Raw genomic sequence first — 14,417 nt, 5'->3', positions numbered from 1 at the left:
GTTCAAATTTTTCTTTAGACACGGCGATATTCCTTACTCTAATGCTCTCTCCCTTTGGAGAGAGCACGGTTCAATGTTTTAAACCCGGATTATTTACCACGGGCCTCAATAACGGCCTGAGCCACGTTGTTCGGCGCTTCTGCGTACTTCAGGAACTCCATGGAGTACGAAGCGCGACCCTGAGTCTGCGAACGCAGATCGGTAGCATACCCAAACATTTCGGATAACGGTACCTGGGCGCGAATAGTCTTGCCGGTTGCGGTATCTTCCATACCTTCGATGATACCGCGACGACGGTTCAGGTCGCCGATTACGTCACCCATGTAATCTTCAGGCGTTTCAACTTCAACTTTCATGACGGGTTCCAGCAGAACCGGCTTAGCACGTTTAAACGCTTCTTTAAACGCGATAGATGCCGCCAGTTTAAACGCCAATTCAGAGGAGTCGACATCGTGGTAAGAACCAAAATGTAAGCGAACGCCCAAGTCTACAACCGGATAGCCCGCCAGCGGACCTGATTTCAGCTGTTCCTGAACACCTTTGTCAACGGCCGGAATGTATTCGCCAGGGATTACGCCACCCTTGATTTCGTTGACGAATTCATAGCCAGCACCGCCTGGCTCCAGCGGGTACATGTCGATAACGACATGACCGTACTGACCACGACCACCAGACTGTTTCGCGTGTTTCCCTTCCACGTCCTTAACGGTATCGCGGATGGTTTCACGATAAGCAACCTGAGGTTTACCGATGTTGGCCTCTACGTTGAACTCACGACGCATACGGTCAACGATGATTTCCAGGTGCAGTTCGCCCATACCGGCGATGATGGTCTGGTTAGATTCTTCGTCGGTCCATACGCGGAAAGACGGGTCTTCTTTTGCCAGACGACCCAGAGCCAGACCCATTTTTTCCTGGTCGGCTTTGGTTTTCGGTTCTACCGCGATGGAAATAACCGGTTCAGGGAATTCCATACGTTCCAGAATAATCGCGTTATCCGGATCACACAGCGTATCGCCGGTGGTCACGTCTTTCAGGCCGATTGCCGCAGCAATATCGCCCGCGCGAACTTCTTTGATCTCTTCACGTTTGTTGGCGTGCATCTGAACGATACGGCCGAAACGCTCGCGCGCGGCCTTCACAGAGTTCAGTACGGTATCGCCGGAGTTAACCACACCGGAGTACACGCGGAAGAACGTCAGGTTGCCCACAAACGGGTCGGTTGCGATCTTGAACGCCAAGGCGGCAAAGGGTTCTTTGTCGTCGGAGTGACGTTCAGCCGGCGTATCTTTGCCGTCGTCCAAAATACCTTTGATAGCAGGTACGTCGGTCGGCGCCGGCAGATACTCGATAACGGCATCCAGCATCGCCTGTACGCCTTTATTCTTAAAGGCGGAACCACAGGTAACCAGGATGATCTCGTTATTCAGCACGCGTTGACGCAACGCTTTTTTAATTTCTTCTTCGGACAGTTCTTCACCGCCCAAATATTTATCCATCAGCTCTTCAGATGCTTCGGCTGCGGATTCAACCAGGTTCTGGTGCCATTCATGGGCCAGATCCTGCATATCAGCCGGAATATCTTCATAAGTGAAGGTGATGCCCTGATCGGCTTCATTCCAGTTGATGGCTTTCATTTTCACCAGGTCGACAACACCGGTGAAATGTTCTTCAGCGCCGATGGCTAACTGCAGCGGCACCGGATTCGCACCCAAACGGGTTTTGATCTGGCCGACCACTTTCAGGAAGTTAGCGCCCATACGGTCCATTTTGTTAACGAACGCGATACGCGGAACTTTATATTTGTTCGCCTGGCGCCATACGGTTTCAGACTGCGGCTGAACGCCACCAACAGCACAGTAAACCATGACTGCGCCGTCAAGAACACGCATGGAACGTTCTACTTCGATAGTGAAGTCAACGTGTCCCGGGGTGTCGATAATGTTGATGCGATGGGGTTCATACTGCTTGGCCATACCGGACCAGAAAGCAGTCGTCGCAGCAGAAGTAATGGTGATCCCACGCTCCTGCTCCTGCGCCATCCAGTCCATGGTGGCTGCGCCGTCATGAACTTCACCGATTTTATGGTTCACACCCGTGTAGAACAGAATACGTTCGGTCGTGGTGGTTTTACCGGCGTCGATGTGTGCACTGATACCGATATTGCGGTAGCGTGCAATAGGTGTTGTACGAGCCATTTGTTTCCTCTATATCCTAGGGCGTTCAATCAGTAACCCAAGCGGGTTGGCTTTTTGAAGCGCCCGCCTGGTTAGCATAACTACAGCGAAGGGATTACCAACGGTAGTGAGCGAACGCCTTGTTGGCTTCAGCCATACGGTGAACGTCTTCACGTTTCTTAACAGCAGTACCTTTGTTTTCTGCTGCATCAGAAAGTTCGTTCGCCAGGCGCAGAGCCATGGATTTATCACCGCGTTTACGAGCAGCTTCAACGATCCAACGCATTGCCAGAGCATTGCGGCGAACCGGACGGACTTCTACTGGCACCTGATAAGTAGACCCGCCGACGCGACGAGATTTAACTTCGACGGTCGGACGAACGTTGTCCAGGGCTACTTCAAAAGCTTCCAGGTGGTCTTTACCTGAACGCTGAGCCAGGGTCTCAAGCGCGGTATAGACGATTGCTTCGGCGGTAGATTTTTTACCATCTACCATCAGGATATTTACAAATTTGGCCAACAGCTCTGATCCGAACTTCGGATCCGGCAGAATTTTACGTTGACCAATGACGCGACGACGTGGCATGGAAATACTCCGTTGTTAATTCAGGATTGTCCAAAACTCTACGAGTTTAGTTTGACATTTAAGTTAAAACGTTTGGCCTTACTTAACGGAGAACCATTAAGCCTTTGGCTTCTTCACGCCGTATTTGGAACGGGATTGCTTCCGGTCTTTAACACCGGAGCAGTCCAGCGCACCACGAACGGTGTGGTAACGAACGCCTGGCAGGTCTTTAACACGACCGCCACGGATCAGGATCACGGAGTGCTCCTGAAGGTTATGACCTTCACCGCCGATGTAGGAGGTGACTTCAAAACCGTTGGTTAAACGAACACGGCAAACTTTACGCAGCGCGGAGTTCGGTTTTTTCGGAGTGGTGGTATATACGCGAGTACATACGCCACGTTTTTGCGGGCATGCTTCCAGCGCGGGAACGTTGCTTTTTGCAACCTTCAGGGCGCGTGGTTTGCGTACCAGCTGGTTAATTGTTGCCATTAATAAAGCTCCTGGTTTTTGCTTCGTAAACACGTAATAAATCATCTCGTACTTGCGCAGGGCAAAGTATGAGGACGCAGAATTTTATGGCTGGCCGTGGAAGGAGTCAAGAAATATACAAAAATTCAGCGCTACCAGGCCAGATGCCGAGAATATTTCACCGTCAACTGAACAAACTGATTATAGCCAATTAACGTGAATTTGCTCGAAATTCGTTCAGTCACGCCCCTGGCGTCCGCATCGTCTTTTAGCACGTACAGAGGGATGGAAGCGCCAAGCAGCCGATTCGCCCAATGGGTATCGGCCAGCGCGGCGATGACGCCGTCCTGCAGCAGCAGCAGCGCGTCATCCGGCCCTACGCATCGTAAAAGCGCATCGATGTCGCAATAATAAGGAGAGTGGGAAAGCGTATGTAACATGGATAAAAGACCCGCCGCTAAAATGAGAGCACGCTATGGTAATTAGCCAGCCGCAGCCGCAGCGCCTCGGGGGAGAGTGACTCCACGTCCAGAACCCAGTCGGTATCCAAAGCGATTCCCCGCTGCCGCAGAGATTCAACACAGACATAGCAGCGTTCGACGTCATACAGCGGCAGCACGCCGAATGTCGAAATATAATCGCGCATCAGAATTTTTTCCGGCTGCTGCCCCGGCAGTAATTGCAATACGCCATCGCCGATAAAGAAAACGCCGATATTCTCCGTCAGAGCGGACATGGCGAGGAGCGCATCCAGCCCTTCCCTGCCGGAAGCGTTTCCGTGGGGCGAATGGGTAAAAACAAAAGCGATATGCTTCATCACGCCGCCTTAACGTCAGATTAAAACTGGATGACCCGATCGCAGGTCAGAACGGATTGCGCCAGTTCGCCAAGACCGCTTAAGGTAAAGCCATCCTGCAGATTCGCCCCGCTCAATTTTAACTGTTCAGCCTGCTGCCGGTCGGTCACTCCGCGACGCAACGCGGCGGCGACACAGACATTCAACGCCACATGATGCTGCCGTCCCAGACGCTGCCAAGCTCGTACCAGATCAAATTCATCATTCGCCGGCAAGGTAAGCTGGTTGGCGTTCAGCACGCCTTCACGATAGAAGAAAACGCTTTCCAGCCGATGCCCCTCATCCAGCAGAGCCTGAGCGAACTGCAAAGCGCTGCTTGCTTGCTGCGTACCATAGGCCGGGCCGGTAACCAGCAGACAATAATTCAGCATCAGCGATCGTGCCCGCTGAAATCACCGCTTTTAAACTGACGGATATAGAGATACACCGTATGTTTGGAGATATTAAGACGTTCGGCGACCTGATTAATCGCGTCTTTGATATCAAAAATCCCCTTCTCATACAGACTCAGAACAATTTGCCGATTTTTCGCATTGTTAGACACGTTCCGGTCCGCGTTGACTTCTTCGATGGAGAACTCCAGCGTTTGCGCCACCAGGTCATCAACCGACGAAGCAAAGTTCACCGAGGAGGCGACCTCATGCGTTTCAGGGGGAATAAACGTCTGCACAACCTGAGAAAAAGGCACATCCAGGTTCATGTTAATGCAGAGCAAACCGATGACGCGTTGTTCACGGTTACGAATCGCGATAGTCACCGACTTCATCAGCACGCCGCTTTTAGCCCGGGTGAAATAGGCCTTCGAGACGCTGCTGTCTTCGCCGGCCATATCATGCAGCATACGTAATGCGAGATCGGTAATAGGCGAGCCGATTTTCCTGCCGGTATGTTCCCCATTGGCAATGCGTACGGCGGAACATTTCAAATCATCAAGCGAGTGCAGCACGATTTCGCAGTGCCCGCCGATCAGCATGGCCAATCCATCAACCACCGCTTCATACGATTTCAGGATCTCATAATCCGTTTGGCTAAACGGACGTTCATCCAGCAAATCAAGGTCATAAGATTCGCCAGACACAAGCGAACTAGACATGGTAAACACCATCCTCAAACGTCATTTATTTGTTGTCTTGACAGAAAACACAGTCTAGCAAATGTCCTCTCGCGCGTCCCTGAAATTAACAATCCGGATCTTAAGGTTGAATTAATTTAATCCCGCTAGAGTCGGCCTCTACGAATCCGGCCGCCTTGATTATCAAAGAGAGTTTTTATAAAAAGCCTGATTAAAATTGGCGGGCCTGGCTGGGGCGGCATAGCGTTCGCAATGGTTTTTGCCGCTTCCATCACATTTGCGCGAAATATCGCTGACTATCGACAAACGCGGCCCTGATAGATATGACCAACTAACGAGCTATTTTTATCGTCTGCCTTACGCCGTGACGCCAAACCGCAGGCATACTCACAAGGCCGCCTTTTTCATACCATACTGAAGATGTTTAATCTCAAGACTAAAGAATACCATCACCCACCGCTTGATGTTTCCCAGCCATGTCGGAACCGCGCATCATGAAGATATTGATTATCGAAGATGACAAGTTATTGCAGGAAGGGCTATTGCAGGCATTGAGTTATGAAGGCTATGCCTGTGACTGCGCCGGCTGCGCCAAAGAGGCCGACGCGTTGATCAACAACGCGAATTACAGTCTGATTATTCTCGATCTCGGCCTACCGGACGATGATGGCCTCTATCTGTTATCGCGCTGGCGCAAAGGGCAGCATCAGCAGCCGGTTTTAATTTTAACGGCTCGGGATACCGTCGCCGATCGCGTAACGGGATTGGACGCCGGCGCCGATGATTACCTGGTGAAACCTTTCGCGCTGACCGAACTGCTGGCCAGGACACGCGCATTAATCCGACGGGATAAGGGGTCGGGCCATAGCCTGATTCAGGTCGAAAACATTACTCTGGACTTAAACAGCCGGCAGGTTACGGTTGGCGGCAAGCCGGTGATTTTGACACCGAAAGAGTTCGCTATTTTATCCCGGCTGATGCTAAAAGCGGGGCTACAGGTGCACCGCGAAGTGCTGCATCAGGATATTTACAACTGGAAAGACACCCCGTCGTCGAACTCACTTGAAGTGCATATCTTTAACTTACGTCAGAAAATAGGCAAAGACCGTATTCAGACACTGCGTGGTTTCGGCTATTTACTAACAAAAGGCCCCCAGAGATGAAAAAAAAACCATTCAGCGGCCGTATAGCCAGCATGCGTTGGCGCCTGATATTGGTGCTGGGAACGATTCTGCTGGTATGCCAATTGATCAGCGTATTCTGGCTATGGCATGAAAGCGAAGAGCAAATTGGATTTCTGGTCGATAAAACGCTGAGCGCCCATAGTCAGAATATCAAAATCAGCAAGGAAATTCGTGAGGCCATCGCCTCTTTAAGCATCCCCAGCCTGGTGATGATAATCGCAGCCTTACTGCTGTGTTTTCAGGCGGTAAATTGGATAACCCGCCCGCTGTCACAGTTACAGAAAGAGTTGAGCAACCGAACGGCGGAGAACCTGGAACCCTTGCCGCAGCCCGGCAATATCCGCGAGATCGCGGCGGTCACGCAAACCATTAATCAGCTATTTCTGCGGCTGAATGAAACCTTACAGCGCGACAGGCAGTTTACCGCCGATGTCGCACACGAACTGCGCACGCCATTATCCGGCATACGCCTGCATCTGGAACTGCACGAAAAACAGCATCATATTGATTGCCGGCCGTTAATAAAACGCATCGATAAGATGAGCAAAACGGTGGAACAGCTGTTATTGCTCGCTCGGGCCGGGCAAGAGTTCTCTGCCGGTCACTATAAAGCCGTCTCTCTACAAAACGATGTTATTTATCCTATCCAAGATGAATTCAGCGAGATGGTGCAGGCGCATCGACAAACGCTGGAATGGCGGCTTGCCGATGAAGAGGCCATCATTCGCGGCAACGCCATTCTGCTTCAGCTGCTGTTGCATAATCTGGTGGAAAACGCCCATCGTTACAGCCCGGAGCAAAGCACAATAACCATTAGTGTCAGGGCCCATCCGTATATCGAATTGGTGGTGGAAGACATGGGGCCGGGTATTGATGAAAACAAAGTCGGCGAGTTAAGCAGAGCCTTCGTGCGTATGGACAGCCGCTACGGCGGCATTGGCCTGGGCCTGAGCATCGTTACGCGTATCGCTCAGTTACACGGCGGGCAATTCTTTCTGGTAAATCGCCATGAAGGCCCCGGCGCCATCGCCAGCGTTCGCTTTCCTGCGCCGGCGAGACGAGCCGGATAAGAGACTGGCTGTCGAAAAAAAACCGCAGACAGGGTCCGCGGTTTATAGACGTTAATTCAGTCGATGAATTACTTTGCGCTTTTCTCTTCAGCGGCCGGTTTCTCCGCTTTTGCGTCATCGGCCGCCTTCACATCGGCTTCAGATTTGATATCCAGCAGTTCGACATCGAACACCAGCGTGGAGTTGGCCGGGATTCCCGGAACGCCGTTCTCGCCGTAAGCCAGAGTCGGCGGGATAACCAGCTTGATCTTGCCGCCTTTCTTGACGTGTTTTAGCCCTTCGGTCCAGCCGGGGATAACGCCGTCAAGACGGAAAGACAACGGCTCACCGCGTTTGTAGGAGTTGTCGAACTCATTGCCGTCAACCAGCGTGCCTTTGTAGTTGACGACGACCGTATCGCTCTCTTTTGGCGCGCTGCCGCTGCCTTCTTTCTCAACCTGATACAGCAGACCGGATTCCGTTTTCTTCACGCCTTTTTCTTTAGCGAAAGTATCGCGATACTTGGCGCCTTTCTCCGCGTTCTCTTGCGCATCCTGCTTCATTTTGGCTTCAGCCGCCGCTTTTACCCGGCCTTCGAAACCCTGCAGCGTTTTTTCGATTTCTTCGTCAGTCAGCTTGCTCTTATCGGCAAACGCATCCTGAACGCCGGCAATCAGCTGATCTTTATCCAGCTTGATACCCAGTTTTTCTTGTTCTTTAAGGGAATTATCCATGTAACGCCCCAGGGATGCGCCTAACGCATAGGCCGCGGCCTGCTCATCATTCTTGAATTTGGCTGCCGCCGTATCAGACGCCTGCGCCGTTTCCGCCGCCAGAGCCTGGCCTGCGTTCAGAGTCAGAGCCATCGTCGTTGCCAACAGCGTTACTTTAAACAGTGATTTCATCCATTTCTCCAGCATCTGGAGCAATACGCTCCAGCCTTTATTAAAAATAAATTCGCAACTACTATAACTGCGCGCACGAAGACAACACAACGACACACGCGACAATCCGTTGAGAAAATTTTTAACGCCTTGAAGACGGCGCGAGAGTCGGCGTGATTTCACCGCAAACCGCGCGTTCGAAGCGCTCTCAAGCACAAGTCATACTCCCGGATTGCTTATTGCGCCCTACTCCGACCGTTTTTACTACCAGAAGTTTCCGCTTTCTGACAAACTCTCGGGGAAATGGAAAGGAAGAGGAAAACCGATGCCACCGTCTTTATTCGAAGAGCGGCTCGAGCTGCTGGAAAGCCGACAGGCTTTTCAGGAATTAACCATAGAAGAGCTGAATCAGACGATTATCCAACACCAGCGGGAAATCAGCCGGCTGCGCGAACAGCTGCGCCTGCTGACGGAAAGGCTGCGCACCCAGCAAACGTCATTGGTTGCCCCGCAGTCCGAAGAGACGCCGCCGCCTCACTATTGATCAATGCCGGCCATCCGGGGGGACGGCGGGAATAACCGCCGTAAAAAAAACATCAGGGCGACGCATCGCGCCGCCCTGATGTGCTAAGTCAAGCAAACTCTCCGCCATTCACCCGAACGCGGCTTTCAACGGCCGCCGGGCCGGACGGATTAGTGACAACCGCAGCCGCCGTGGCCGCCGCAGCCGCCTTTGCCGTGTTCATGGTCGTGGTCATGACCGCCGCAGCAGCCGTCGCCGTGCTCATGGTCGTGTTCGCCGTGAACATGGCCATGCTCCAGCTCTTCCTCGCTCGCTTCGCGAATAGCGACAACCTCGACGTTGAAGCTCAGGTTCTGACCGGCCAGCATATGGTTGCCGTCAACCACGACGTGATCGTCTTCAACTTCGGTGATTTCAACCGGCACCGGCCCCTGATCGGTTTCCGCCAGGAAACGCATGCCGACCTGAAGTTCGTCCACGCCCATGAATACATCTTTAGGCACGCGCTGAACCAGGTTTTCATCATAATTACCGTAGGCATCGTTAGAGGCGATATTAACGTCGAAACGCTCACCCACTGCCCGGCCTTCCAATGCTTTTTCCAGACCGGAAATCAACGAGCCGTGACCATGCAGATAGTCCAACGGCGCGCTCACCGGAGACTCATCAACCAATACACCGTCTTCTGTTCGTACCTGATAGGCCAGACTGACCACCAGATCTTTTGCTACTTTCATGATATCTCCTACCGTTGGAAATCGAACTGGCGCAAATTGTAGCTGAAAAAGATCCCTATGTACCGTCCGGAATCAAAAATCGTCTGGAACGATTTTCCCTACGCGGCCGGCGCGCCTATTCCGGATGAAAAATGCCGATTATCTCATCCGCCGGACGGCCGGCGACCGTTTCCGACTTGTCCGGCCGAGCCTGTCGATAACCGCACTTTACGCACACCACCACTTCCGTTTGCTCTTCGCGCCCGACGGCCAACGTATCCTGCGCCCGGCACTCGGGACAAACCGCCCCGGCGATAAAACGTTTACGCATATTTATTGTCCCGATCTATTTCAGCTTAGGCGCACTACTCGAATTCATCCCAATCATCCTGCCTGCGGCGCTCGTGCTGCATTTCCCGCTGGAATATGTCTTCCAGCTCGCGCCGGGCCTCCTTCACGCGGGATATCTGCGCCACATCGCTTTGCAGCTGCGGCATCAGTTCGCGCAGCATCCGCATATCCAGACGGCGAAAATGTTGCTGAGCGCGGTAGGCCTGATGAGGATGCATCCCCAGCGACATAAGCGCCTTGCAGCCCAGCTCCAGCGCGCTGGAGAAGGTCTCGCGGGAAAAGTGCTTCACGCCCGCCTGCAAAAGCTCATGCGCCTCGACGCGGCCGCGCGCCCGCGCCAGAATCTCCAGATGCGGGAAATGCTGTCGGCACAAATGCACGATCGCCATGGTATCTTCCGGCGAATTGCTGGTGATGACGATCGATTGCGCCTTTTCCGCCCCCGCCGAGCGCAACAGCTCCAGTTCCGTCGCATCGCCATAGTATACTTTATAACCATAGCCGCGCATCAGACTGACGGCGCTGATATCACGCTCCAGCACCGTGATGCGCATTTTATTCGCCATCAGCAGGCGGCCGATCACCTGCCCGAAACGCCCGAACCCGACCACAATCACCTGCGGTTCATCATCGGCGACATAGGGTTTTTCGTCAGGCACGTCCTGTATGTTATAGCGATGAACCAGAATCCGGTCGATAACCTGCATCAGCAACGGGGTAGTCATCATCGACAGCGTGACCGTCACCAGCAGCAGCGGCAGTTGGTTGCCCTGTAAAACCTTGTACGCCGACGCGGCGGAAAACAGCACAAACGCAAACTCGCCGCCCTGGCTTAAAACGCCGGCAAACTGCAAACGCTCCGAGCGGCGCACCCGGTTAATACGGGCCAACGCATAGAGCACCGTGCCTTTTACCGCCACCAGCGCCAAGACGGCAATCAGCACTTTTACGATATGGACATAGAGAACGCCCAGATTTAACGCCATACCGACGGAGATGAAAAACAGGCCGAGCAGCAATCCCTTAAACGGCTCGATGGCGATTTCCAACTCATGCCGGTATTCGCTTTCAGCCAACAGCACGCCCGCAATAAAGGTGCCCAGCGCCATCGAAAACCCTAACGCCTCCATAAACAGCGCCGACCCCAGCACCAGAAGCAGAGCGGCGGCGGTAAAAACCTCCCGAACTCCGGAAGCGGCGATAAAGCGGAATAGCGGACGCACCAGATAGCGGCCGCCGATCAGCATACCGGCAAAGGCCGCGACCTTGAGCGCCACCCGGCTCCAGTCGTCAATCTCGCCTTGCGCCCCCGCTAGGATCGGCACCAGAGCGAGCGCCGGAATCACCGCCAAATCCTGAAACAGCAGGACGGAAAAGCCCAATTGCCCGGATTCGTTGCGATTCATCCCTTTCTCGCGCATCAGTTGCAACGCCATCGCCGTCGACGACATCGCCAGCCCGACGCCGCCAATCAGCGCCGACTGCCAGGAAAAGTTCGTCAGATAGAGCGCACCCCCCAAGACCAGCGCGCTCAGCCCGACCTGCGCGGCACCGACGCCGAAAATAGAGCGCCGCAGCGTCCACAGTTTTTTCGGATTCAGCTCCAATCCGATGATAAACATCAGAAAAACCACGCCAAGTTCGGAAAAGTGCAGAATAGCGTCAACGTCGCGGATAAAGCCCAATCCCCAGGGGCCGATGGCGATCCCGGCGATCAGGTAACCCAATACGGCGCCAATGCCCATACGCGCGGCGATCGGTACGGCGACCACCGCCACAAACAGGAACAGAACGCCGGCGGTAAGCAGCGCGGAGCTTTCCATATCAGCGCACCTCGGGAGCGAAAGGGGCCGCCAGCCACTGGGCGTAAGCCAGTTCGTGGCTGGACAAGACATCGGGCGGCAGACGGCGCGCGCAATAAACGATCATCGGTTTAATCCAGTGCATGCGGCACAGCGACGCGGTCATTTCGAACGGCCGCAGAAAATCTTCCATCGGATAATGATTTTTCCCCCCGGAGCGGTAGGCCTCTTCCGGTTCGCCGGTGGTAATCACCGTGCGCCAATGCTTCCCCGCCAGCGCGTTGCCGCCGACGCCATTGGCGAAACCGCGCGATAATACCCGGTCAAACCACTCTTTCAGTAAAGCCGGACAGCCATAAGTATAAAACGGGTGCTGGAAGACAATGATCTGATGTTCGCGCAGCAGCTGCTGTTCATGATAAATATCGATGAAAAAATCAGGATAGTGAGCGTACAGATCGTGCACGGTAACATGATCCAACTGCCGCGCCGGTTGCAGTAAAACCCGGTTTGCCACCGAGTCCTGTGATTCCGGATGGGCATACAGCAGCAGGATCTTGGGTGGCTGCGACATCATTCCCCTCCAAAGCGTCGTCATGGTTGCCTTTTTCCGCTACCATGCAGCGCAACGACTAAAAAAACAGGGCGCAATTGCTAATGTCGATCGTTTAAGCATCGAGATACGCGGGGCGACCACCGGGGTGAGGCGTCCCTACGGGAACCTCCCCCGGTGTTTCCCCTAAAAATCGGCTTAAGTGACCCGCATTCGGCGCAATTACTCCTGATATCAAGTCAATAACTTAACATATTCTGAACATATGGCGCTTTATGATTGTATTCTCCTCGCTGCAAATTCGACGTGGTGTACATGTTCTACTGGATAACGCAACCGCGACGATTAACCCGGGCCAGAAAGTCGGATTGGTCGGCAAGAACGGTTGCGGTAAATCTACCCTGTTGGCGTTACTGAAAGGTGAAATCAGCGCCGACGGCGGCAGCGCCACGTTTCCTCAGGGATGGGCCCTGTCCTGGGTCAATCAGGAAACCCCGGCGCTGGATGTGGCGGCGCTTGATTACGTCATCGACGGCGACCGGGAATTCCGCCGGCTTGAGGCGGAGCTGCGACTCGCCAACGAAAATAACGACGGCCACGCCATCGCCACGCTGCACGGCAGGCTGGATGCGATTCAAGCCTGGACGATTCAGGCCAGAGCCGCTAGCCTACTCAACGGTCTCGGTTTCTCGCAGCCGCAATTGCAGCAGCCCGTCAGCGCCTTTTCCGGCGGCTGGCGCATGCGCCTCAACCTGGCTCAGGCTCTCATCTGCCGCTCCGATCTGCTGCTGCTTGACGAACCCACCAACCATCTCGATCTGGATGCGGTCATCTGGCTGGAGAAATGGCTGAAAAGCTACCCGGGAACCCTGGTGCTGATTTCGCACGACCGCGATTTTCTCGATCCCATCGTGAATAAAATATTGCATATCGAGCAACAAACGCTCAACGAATACACCGGCAACTACACTTCGTTCGAGCGGCAACGCGCCACCCGACTGGCGCAGCAGCAATCGCTGTATGAGCATCAGCAGGAGCGCGTCGCCCATCTGCAGCACTATATCGATCGCTTCCGCGCCAAAGCCACCAAGGCCAAACAGGCGCAAAGCCGGATAAAAATGCTGGAGCGCATGGAGATGATCGCCCCGGCGCACGTGGACAACCCTTTCCGCTTCAGCTTTCGGGCGCCGGAGTCGCTACCCAACCCGTTGCTTCGCATGGAGAAAGTCAGCGCCGGCTACGGCGACAGGCTGATTCTGGAGTCGATCAAGCTGAATCTGGTGCCGGGTTCGCGCATCGGTCTGCTGGGCCATAACGGCGCCGGTAAGTCGACGCTAATCAAACTGCTGGCGGGCACGCTTTCGCCGATTCAGGGTGAGATCGGGCTGTCAAAAGGCGTGAAGCTGGGTTACTTCGCCCAGCACCAGCTGGAATTCCTGCGCGCCGACGAGTCGCCGTTACAGCATATGACGCGTCTGGCAGAGCGGGAGACCGAACAGCAGTTGCGCGATTATCTCGGCGGCTTCGGTTTTCAGGGCGACAAGGTGACGGAAATCACCGAACGCTTCTCCGGCGGCGAAAAAGCCCGGCTGGTTCTGGCGCTGATTGTCTGGCAGCGGCCAAACCTGCTGCTGCTGGATGAACCGACCAACCACCTGGATCTCGATATGCGCCAGGCGCTGACGGAAGCGCTGATCGATTTCGAAGGCGCGCTGGTGGTGGTATCGCACGACCGGCATCTGATTCGCTCCACCACCGACGATCTCTATCTGGTCCATGACCGCAAGGTCGAGCCTTTCGACGGCGATCTGGAGGACTATCAGCAATGGCTGACGGATAAGCAGCGTCAGGAGAGCGCCGCCGGCGAGGCGCCCAAAGAGAACGCCGCCAACAGCGCTCAGGCCAGAAAGGAGCAAAAGCGCCGGGAGGCCGAACTGAGGGCCCAAACGCAGCCCCTGCGCAAGCAAATCGCCCGGCTCGAACAGCAGATGGAGAAGCTGGGCGCGGCGCTGGAAACCGTCGAGGCCAGCCTGGCGGACTCCGGGATTTATGACGCCAGCCGCAAGGCGGAGCTGACGGAGTGCTTACAGCGGCAGATAAAGGCGAAAGCGGATTTGGAAGAGAGCGAAATGGCGTGGCTTGAAGCCCAGGAACAGCTAGAGCGGATGAATCGGCAATTCTCGTCCTCGTCGTAGCAGGCCGTTGGCGCAGGCC

General features: G+C 54.4%; 16 protein-coding genes. 4 read left to right on the top strand and 12 right to left on the bottom strand.

Annotated elements, in window-relative coordinates; translation table 11 throughout:
* Positions 1-89: 89 nt before the first annotated feature.
* The 7 genes from fusA to VSX58_RS14830 form a co-directional block, all read right to left on the bottom strand.
* Positions 90-2,198 (bottom strand): elongation factor G, encoded by a 2,109-nt coding sequence (gene fusA, locus VSX58_RS14860; RefSeq protein ID WP_327613759.1) that lies wholly within the window; start codon positions 2,196-2,198, stop codon positions 90-92.
* A 94-nt stretch (positions 2,199-2,292) separates the two neighbouring features.
* Positions 2,293-2,763, bottom strand: a complete 471-nt coding sequence (gene rpsG, locus VSX58_RS14855) for a 30S ribosomal protein S7 (protein ID WP_009111198.1) — start codon at positions 2,761-2,763, stop codon at positions 2,293-2,295.
* A 96-nt stretch (positions 2,764-2,859) separates the two neighbouring features.
* The gene (gene rpsL / locus VSX58_RS14850) at positions 2,860-3,234 is read right to left on the bottom strand and encodes a 30S ribosomal protein S12 (protein ID WP_021013355.1); all 375 of its coding nucleotides are present in this window, start codon (positions 3,232-3,234) and stop codon (positions 2,860-2,862) included.
* A gap of 131 nt (positions 3,235-3,365) precedes the next feature.
* Positions 3,366-3,653: a sulfurtransferase complex subunit TusB gene (tusB, locus tag VSX58_RS14845; protein WP_327618768.1), complete on the bottom strand. Its 288-nt coding sequence runs from the start codon at positions 3,651-3,653 to the stop codon at positions 3,366-3,368.
* A gap of 17 nt (positions 3,654-3,670) precedes the next feature.
* Complete coding sequence (gene tusC, locus VSX58_RS14840; protein WP_327618767.1) at positions 3,671-4,030, bottom strand: sulfurtransferase complex subunit TusC; 360 nt, start codon at positions 4,028-4,030, stop codon at positions 3,671-3,673.
* A 20-nt stretch (positions 4,031-4,050) separates the two neighbouring features.
* The gene (gene tusD / locus VSX58_RS14835; RefSeq protein WP_327618766.1) at positions 4,051-4,440 is read right to left on the bottom strand and encodes a sulfurtransferase complex subunit TusD; all 390 of its coding nucleotides are present in this window, start codon (positions 4,438-4,440) and stop codon (positions 4,051-4,053) included.
* Complete coding sequence (locus VSX58_RS14830; protein WP_327613763.1) at positions 4,440-5,162, bottom strand: helix-turn-helix transcriptional regulator; 723 nt, start codon at positions 5,160-5,162, stop codon at positions 4,440-4,442. The genes tusD and VSX58_RS14830 overlap by 1 nt, the downstream gene beginning before the upstream one ends.
* A 473-nt stretch (positions 5,163-5,635) precedes the next feature.
* Between VSX58_RS14830 and pmrA the strand changes: the two genes are divergently transcribed.
* On the top strand, positions 5,636-6,304 hold the full coding sequence (gene pmrA / locus VSX58_RS14825; RefSeq protein WP_327618765.1) for a two-component system response regulator PmrA: 669 nt from the start codon (positions 5,636-5,638) through the stop codon (positions 6,302-6,304).
* On the top strand, positions 6,301-7,395 hold the full coding sequence (pmrB, locus tag VSX58_RS14820) for a two-component system sensor histidine kinase PmrB (RefSeq protein ID WP_327618764.1): 1,095 nt from the start codon (positions 6,301-6,303) through the stop codon (positions 7,393-7,395). The genes pmrA and pmrB overlap by 4 nt, the downstream gene beginning before the upstream one ends.
* A 68-nt stretch (positions 7,396-7,463) precedes the next feature.
* Here the strand turns inward: pmrB and fkpA are convergent, their stop codons facing one another.
* Positions 7,464-8,279, bottom strand: coding sequence for an FKBP-type peptidyl-prolyl cis-trans isomerase (gene fkpA, locus VSX58_RS14815; RefSeq protein ID WP_327618763.1), 816 nt, complete (start codon positions 8,277-8,279; stop codon positions 7,464-7,466).
* A gap of 304 nt (positions 8,280-8,583) precedes the next feature.
* On the opposite strand from fkpA, the gene VSX58_RS14810 reads away from it, so the two are divergent.
* Positions 8,584-8,802, top strand: a complete 219-nt coding sequence (locus VSX58_RS14810; protein ID WP_327613767.1) for a SlyX family protein — start codon at positions 8,584-8,586, stop codon at positions 8,800-8,802.
* Positions 8,803-8,951: 149 nt separating this feature from the next.
* On the opposite strand, the gene slyD is transcribed toward VSX58_RS14810, so the two are convergent.
* The 4 genes from slyD to kefG all read right to left on the bottom strand — a co-directional run bounded on the left by slyD (position 8,952) and on the right by kefG (position 12,224).
* A complete protein-coding gene (gene slyD / locus VSX58_RS14805) occupies positions 8,952-9,518 on the bottom strand; it encodes a peptidylprolyl isomerase (RefSeq protein ID WP_327618762.1) in 567 nt (188 codons plus the stop codon).
* A 115-nt stretch (positions 9,519-9,633) separates the two neighbouring features.
* A complete protein-coding gene (locus tag VSX58_RS14800) occupies positions 9,634-9,828 on the bottom strand; it encodes a YheV family putative zinc ribbon protein (protein WP_327618761.1) in 195 nt (64 codons plus the stop codon).
* Positions 9,829-9,862: 34 nt separating this feature from the next.
* A complete protein-coding gene (gene kefB, locus VSX58_RS14795; RefSeq protein WP_327618760.1) occupies positions 9,863-11,671 on the bottom strand; it encodes a glutathione-regulated potassium-efflux system protein KefB in 1,809 nt (602 codons plus the stop codon).
* A 1-nt stretch (position 11,672) separates the two neighbouring features.
* Entirely contained in the window at positions 11,673-12,224 is a 552-nt protein-coding gene (kefG, locus tag VSX58_RS14790) for a glutathione-regulated potassium-efflux system ancillary protein KefG (protein ID WP_327618778.1), read from the bottom strand.
* A 254-nt stretch (positions 12,225-12,478) separates the two neighbouring features.
* On the opposite strand from kefG, the gene VSX58_RS14785 reads away from it, so the two are divergent.
* The gene (locus VSX58_RS14785; RefSeq protein ID WP_327618759.1) at positions 12,479-14,398 is read left to right on the top strand and encodes an ABC transporter ATP-binding protein; all 1,920 of its coding nucleotides are present in this window, start codon (positions 12,479-12,481) and stop codon (positions 14,396-14,398) included.
* The last annotated feature ends 19 nt before the right edge of the window (positions 14,399-14,417 follow it).

This window comes from Brenneria populi (assembly GCF_036016195.1).
In the GTDB taxonomy this organism is placed as follows: Bacteria; Pseudomonadota; Gammaproteobacteria; order Enterobacterales; family Enterobacteriaceae; genus Brenneria; species Brenneria populi.
Note: the sequence above shows the minus strand (reverse complement) of the source record. Positions and strands in the feature narration are given on the sequence as shown.

Excerpts from the sequence above, each read along its gene's own strand:
- slyD (WP_327618762.1), bottom strand. The coding sequence starts at position 9,518 with ATGAAAGTAGCAAAAGATCTGGTGGTCAGTCTGGCCTATCAGGTACGA.
- pmrB (WP_327618764.1), top strand. The coding sequence starts at position 6,301 with ATGAAAAAAAAACCATTCAGCGGCCGTATAGCCAGCATGCGTTGGCGC.
- tusC (WP_327618767.1), bottom strand. The coding sequence starts at position 4,030 with ATGAAGCATATCGCTTTTGTTTTTACCCATTCGCCCCACGGAAACGCT.
- VSX58_RS14810 (WP_327613767.1), top strand. The coding sequence starts at position 8,584 with ATGCCACCGTCTTTATTCGAAGAGCGGCTCGAGCTGCTGGAAAGCCGA.
- pmrA (WP_327618765.1), top strand. The coding sequence starts at position 5,636 with ATGAAGATATTGATTATCGAAGATGACAAGTTATTGCAGGAAGGGCTA.
- fkpA (WP_327618763.1), bottom strand. The coding sequence starts at position 8,279 with ATGAAATCACTGTTTAAAGTAACGCTGTTGGCAACGACGATGGCTCTG.
- tusB (WP_327618768.1), bottom strand. The coding sequence starts at position 3,653 with ATGTTACATACGCTTTCCCACTCTCCTTATTATTGCGACATCGATGCG.
- VSX58_RS14785 (WP_327618759.1), top strand. The coding sequence starts at position 12,479 with ATGATTGTATTCTCCTCGCTGCAAATTCGACGTGGTGTACATGTTCTA.
- VSX58_RS14800 (WP_327618761.1), bottom strand. The coding sequence starts at position 9,828 with ATGCGTAAACGTTTTATCGCCGGGGCGGTTTGTCCCGAGTGCCGGGCG.
- rpsL (WP_021013355.1), bottom strand. The coding sequence starts at position 3,234 with ATGGCAACAATTAACCAGCTGGTACGCAAACCACGCGCCCTGAAGGTT.
- kefG (WP_327618778.1), bottom strand. The coding sequence starts at position 12,224 with ATGTCGCAGCCACCCAAGATCCTGCTGCTGTATGCCCATCCGGAATCA.
- fusA (WP_327613759.1), bottom strand. The coding sequence starts at position 2,198 with ATGGCTCGTACAACACCTATTGCACGCTACCGCAATATCGGTATCAGT.
- rpsG (WP_009111198.1), bottom strand. The coding sequence starts at position 2,763 with ATGCCACGTCGTCGCGTCATTGGTCAACGTAAAATTCTGCCGGATCCG.
- tusD (WP_327618766.1), bottom strand. The coding sequence starts at position 4,440 with ATGCTGAATTATTGTCTGCTGGTTACCGGCCCGGCCTATGGTACGCAG.
- VSX58_RS14830 (WP_327613763.1), bottom strand. The coding sequence starts at position 5,162 with ATGTCTAGTTCGCTTGTGTCTGGCGAATCTTATGACCTTGATTTGCTG.
- kefB (WP_327618760.1), bottom strand. The coding sequence starts at position 11,671 with ATGGAAAGCTCCGCGCTGCTTACCGCCGGCGTTCTGTTCCTGTTTGTG.